Origin of the sequence: Aquimarina sp. RZ0, from assembly GCF_008370685.1 — a bacterium.
Lineage (GTDB): Bacteria > Bacteroidota > Bacteroidia > Flavobacteriales > Flavobacteriaceae > Aquimarina.
In genome coordinates this window covers 1-3572 of sequence record NZ_VTZU01000155.1, presented here as the reverse complement: position 1 = coordinate 3572, position 3572 = coordinate 1, and the positions used below count along the sequence as shown (strand labels likewise).

2 protein-coding genes are annotated in these 3572 nt (G+C 31.1%); both read left to right on the top strand.

Annotated elements, in window-relative coordinates; genetic code table 11:
• Positions 1-345: 345 nt before the first annotated feature.
• Positions 346-1689, top strand: coding sequence for an MFS transporter (locus F0000_RS26640; protein ID WP_149627743.1), 1344 nt, complete (start codon positions 346-348; stop codon positions 1687-1689).
• Between the two features lie 500 nt (positions 1690-2189).
• Positions 2190-3248, top strand: coding sequence for a MupA/Atu3671 family FMN-dependent luciferase-like monooxygenase (locus F0000_RS26635; RefSeq protein ID WP_149627742.1), 1059 nt, complete (start codon positions 2190-2192; stop codon positions 3246-3248).
• Positions 3249-3572: the final 324 nt, after the last annotated feature.

Below are 3572 nucleotides of genomic sequence, written 5' to 3'. Positions count from 1 at the left end.
TACAAGAACTAAAAGATTGGTTAAAAAAGTTTGTCGAAAATATGAGCCAGAAAACAATAAAATCTATTGTCGGAAATAAACATTACTTAGATGCTTTTTATGCCAAATAAAAAACCGTAAACCGTATTACAAAGTATTTGACCCATCTCAAAAGCATAAACGAGGCTTAATGAACTATTGTAGTTTCTGCTATCTTCTAAAATAGAATATTACACTATTTATGTTATGATAGCTAAAACTGCTATAGTTAGGGAAGTTTTAATTCATAAATCCAAACTCAATAAAGAATACCCTTAACAGGAAATTCACCCTGTGTTTATCAAATAAAGAAATAAGAGTACATAAATGAAAAAATATTTTTTATATACCGTGCTAATAATGATCTCATTATTGGGTACTGATCTCACTGATTTTGCCTTAAGTATATGGGTGCTTGATCAACCAGGGAATACAATTAAATCATATGCTATTATTTGGTTTTTTGAGGCAGCTCCAGGAGTCTTTTTAGCTCCTTTTATAGGCAGTTTTGTAGATCGTTGGAGTAAAAAGAAAATGATTATCTATGGTCAATTAGTCGCGGGTATTGGTAGTATACTATTAATGCTTCTTCATTTTAGTGGAGTATTACTTCCGTGGCATATTATGACTATTTCGGGGATAGGTTCTATAGCAAGCATGGTTGTTTATAGTGCTTTTTATGTTGCTACAACTGCATTGGTTTCTAAAGATAAGTTAATGAAAGCTCAGGGGATATCTACTTCGATTTATGCAGCTATTGGAATGGGAGTTCCTATTCTAGCACCGGTTTTGTATAAGTTGATAGGTCTGAGCAGTATATTTTTTATAGATGCAGTCACATTTTTAGTATCAATAATTGCTTTTTTGATTGTACGTTTTGTTGTAGTACCAAACTCTGAGGAACAATTTAGCATGCGAAATGATTTGAAGGTGGTAAAAAGTTTTTTGCAAAAGAGAAAAGGTATTTTACGTTTATTTATCTTTTTCTTCATAGGCAATTTTTTAGTTGGTCTTGTGCAAGTATTATTTACTCCTTTAATTTTAGATTTTTCTAATGAATATGTATTAGGAGCTGTGTTATCTGTAGTTAGTATAGGTGCAGTGATTGGAGGAGTGGTTATGAGTAGTACAAAAAGTTTTAAGAAACCTATCCGAACGATTCTCTTTATAAATAGTATCATAGGAGGTATTCTTTCTTGTCTCTGGATTGATGTTAATCCGTATGTTTTGGCATTAGGAGGGATGAGTATAGTATTATTGTTTACGGTTATTGAAGTTGTAAATGATGCTTTTTTTCAAACGGTTGTTCCTGCAAAGATGTTAGGGCGATTATCAGGTTTTGAAGGTCTGATTGTTGGAGGAGCAGCTCCTTTATCTTTTTTGTTTTCTGGGTTCTTAGTGGATTATTTAAAAGAGCTATTAAAATATTTTTCAGAAGAACAGCTTACTCATTTTCCGGGCACTGGTGTTACGATATCTATCATGATGGTATTTATAATATCAGGGGTTTTCTTAATAGTAGTTTCATTTTTATTTAGTAGAAGTGAATCCATAAAATTATTAGATACATTATTTAAAACTGAAATAAAAGAACAAAAACATAAGAAACACGAAAAAAGTCCAAAAAAAGATACGAAGATAAAAGAAGCTACTCCTTCTGACGTATTCTAGAAGAATTAGACCTTGTTTATACAGTAGAAAGTTTATTATAACTCAAGCTACTGAAAAGACTAGAGATTCATTACATTTTTGTGTTCGCATAGTCTTTAGGTTTACATCATACTACTTTAAATATCTAAAAAAATATAATGATAATGGGATTTCTTTTTTCACTTCTTTTTTTACAACTTTTATTTTGTGATATCTAAATACAAAAAGAATGGTGTGAATTTTCATTATAGCTAGCTTAATGAGCCACGAGATGCGATGCAGAAAACAAGAAAACGGTAGTGCTTATTACAGTTTTGAACTTCATTACCAAGTTCTTCTGTATCCGAGTTTAATTAAGAGTATTAAGTCATCATAACAGTTCTGGTTTAAATATGCTCATTACTGGATCTATGATTTGGTATTACATCTTTGTAAAGGACATGACTAATAATTAAGAATACGCAGACCAATAGAAATCAAAAATTTTACAGTTTAAAATTTAATAAAAACAGATAATACTTATGGATTTTGGAATAATGTTCTTCTCTAGTAGTGAAGATTCTTTGTCAGGAAATATATATGACTTAGTAAAAAAAAGTGCAATCTATGGTGACAGAAATAACTTTTCATCAATTTGGATTCCAGAACGACATTTTACCAAGTTTGGAGGGCTATACAGCAACCCAGCAATAGTACATGCTGCTTTGGCGGGTATTACCAAAAGGATTCGACTGAATAGCGGTAGTGTTGTCATGGGGCTTCATGATCCAATTCGTGTTGCCGAAGAATGGGCAATGGTTGATAATTTATCAAATGGAAGAATAGGATTATCACTTGCTTCTGGCTGGAATCCTAATGACTTTGTTTTTTTTCCTGAAAATTATAAAAATAAGCATCAAGTAATGTATGAAGGAATAGAGGTCGTTAAAAAGCTCTGGAAAGGAGAGTATATAGAAAGGCTTAGTGGTAATGAAAAAAAAGCATCAATACGCATTTATCCTTCAACAGTTCAAAAAGAGATACCTTTTTATATCACGGTTAGCGGAAACCTTGATAGCTTCAAAAATGCAGGAAAACTCGGGTTTAATATTCTAACATCATTATTAGATCAAACAATAGAAGATTTGACTGAGAAAATAAAAATATATCGACAGGCGAGGTTAGAAAATGGTTTTGATCCAAAAACAGGTAAAATCTCTTTAATGTTACACACATTTATTGGTCCAGATGATGAAGCGATCAAAGAAGAAGCAAGAATACCCTATTGTAACTTCCTAAAAAGCAATAAGAAAATTTTTGAAGGGATGGCATACAATAGAGGGAGTAATTTTTCATTTGACGATTTAACAGAAGAGGATTTGGACGAATTTTTAAATTTCCTTTATGAAAGGTTTGCCAATACCAAAGGATTGATTGGTAGTCCCGAATCTTGCATGAAGATGGTTAGGGAAACAGAAGAAGCTGGAGTAGATGAGATTGCATGTTTATTAGATTTTGGCCCAAAATCAGATAGAGTATATGAAAATTTGAAATACCTCAATGTATTTAAAGAATCGTATGCCAATTTAGTAGTTAGCTAATTAGTAGCGAAAATGCATATAATAATCAAAAAAGTTTAAAATTGAATTGATACTCAAAAAAATATAATAAAAAATAAGAATACAAAAATATGGATACAACACAAGTTTACTTAAAGCCAAATGTCGTTTTAGAACCATTATTTGATAAGTGATATGCCTGGAGTCATTTAATCTCTCCTGCAACTAGTGCAATGAATATAGTTATACGATTTGTGATTAAAAAATTCGTATAAATTCATTGAATTATTTTTTCTTTATGCAAGGCAAAAAAATCAAGCATAGCTATAGCTACGGTTTATTTTTTAAACGAAGTAGAAAGGAAAA